The organism is Devosia soli, assembly GCF_000970455.1.
Taxonomy (GTDB): Bacteria; Pseudomonadota; Alphaproteobacteria; order Rhizobiales; family Devosiaceae; genus Devosia; species Devosia soli.
Map to the genome: position 1 here is coordinate 1 of NZ_LAJG01000008.1, position 449 is coordinate 449.

Sequence of the window (449 nt, forward strand, 5' to 3'; positions counted from 1 at the left end):
CAAACTGGGCGTGCTTGCTCTCGGGGGGGAGCTCCGCCCCAACAGCGAGTCCAATGGCGGCCCCGATCGGCCGTGCGTTACGCGCATGGGCACCAGTCAGCGTGACCACAACGGGCCCCAATGCCTTGGGCGCAGCAAGCCCTGCCCGTGGATCGTCCCTCGGTTCGTCACGCATGGCGATGAGGCCGGCAAGTTCGCGACCTGCAACGAGAACGGAGACTGTCTTGCACTCGTCATTGAGCTGGCCGATCCGCGCCTCGAACTCGTCGCTCAGCGATGCGCGTTCGGCGGCAGCCCTGGGTGAACCGAGGAAGAGTTCGACACCATCGAGCGTGCCGATGACACCCCGGCCGCCGAGCGCTGCGGCATTGGTGGCCGCGACCGGCCCGCCCCCCGCCGCCGTCCCTTCGGCAAGGGCAGCCCTCGCGGGCGAACGGCCCGAGCCAGCC

General features: G+C 69.7%; 1 pseudogene. It reads right to left on the minus strand.

The features are described from left to right. Positions 1 to 449, minus strand: a pseudogene (locus VW35_RS21475) (heavy metal translocating P-type ATPase); the annotation flags it as partial.